Annotated in this window: 1 protein-coding gene; it reads left to right on the top strand. The window is 54.3% G+C overall.

What is annotated here, in order from left to right; all coding sequences use genetic code 11:
* Positions 1–131: 131 nt before the first annotated feature.
* Positions 132–352 (top strand): ArdC-like ssDNA-binding domain-containing protein (locus NR126_RS28575; protein ID WP_256832509.1); only part of this gene is annotated, 221 nt, incomplete at its 3' end.

Below are 352 nucleotides of genomic sequence, written 5' to 3'. Positions count from 1 at the left end.
TTTCCCAACACAACCCGTCCTGCAAGGGTAAATGGCACGCATTCTGCGCCCTTGCAAGACAGAACGCTGCCGGGAAAGCGAACCGTCAGGCGATACGAAGACGAAAATCACACACTGACGGAGAGAAAACCATGACGATTTCCCTGCATACCCAGACTAGCGCCCCTAACACCGCAGCGGCAACCAGCGTATCCCCGCTGGACCCGTCAGGCTCCTCAAAAACGAAATTTTCTAAAACCAGAGCCGACATTTATCAGACCGTTACCGACAACATCATTGCAGCACTTGAAGGCGGTGTAAAACCGTGGTCCTGCCCGTGGCAGCGTGTAGATGGCATGTCTGGTCTGCCTTC

The sequence above is a fragment of the Pseudomonas sp. Pse1 genome, from assembly GCF_024519635.1.
In the GTDB taxonomy this organism is placed as follows: Bacteria; Pseudomonadota; Gammaproteobacteria; order Pseudomonadales; family Pseudomonadaceae; genus Aquipseudomonas.
Note: the sequence above shows the minus strand (reverse complement) of the source record. Positions and strands in the feature narration are given on the sequence as shown.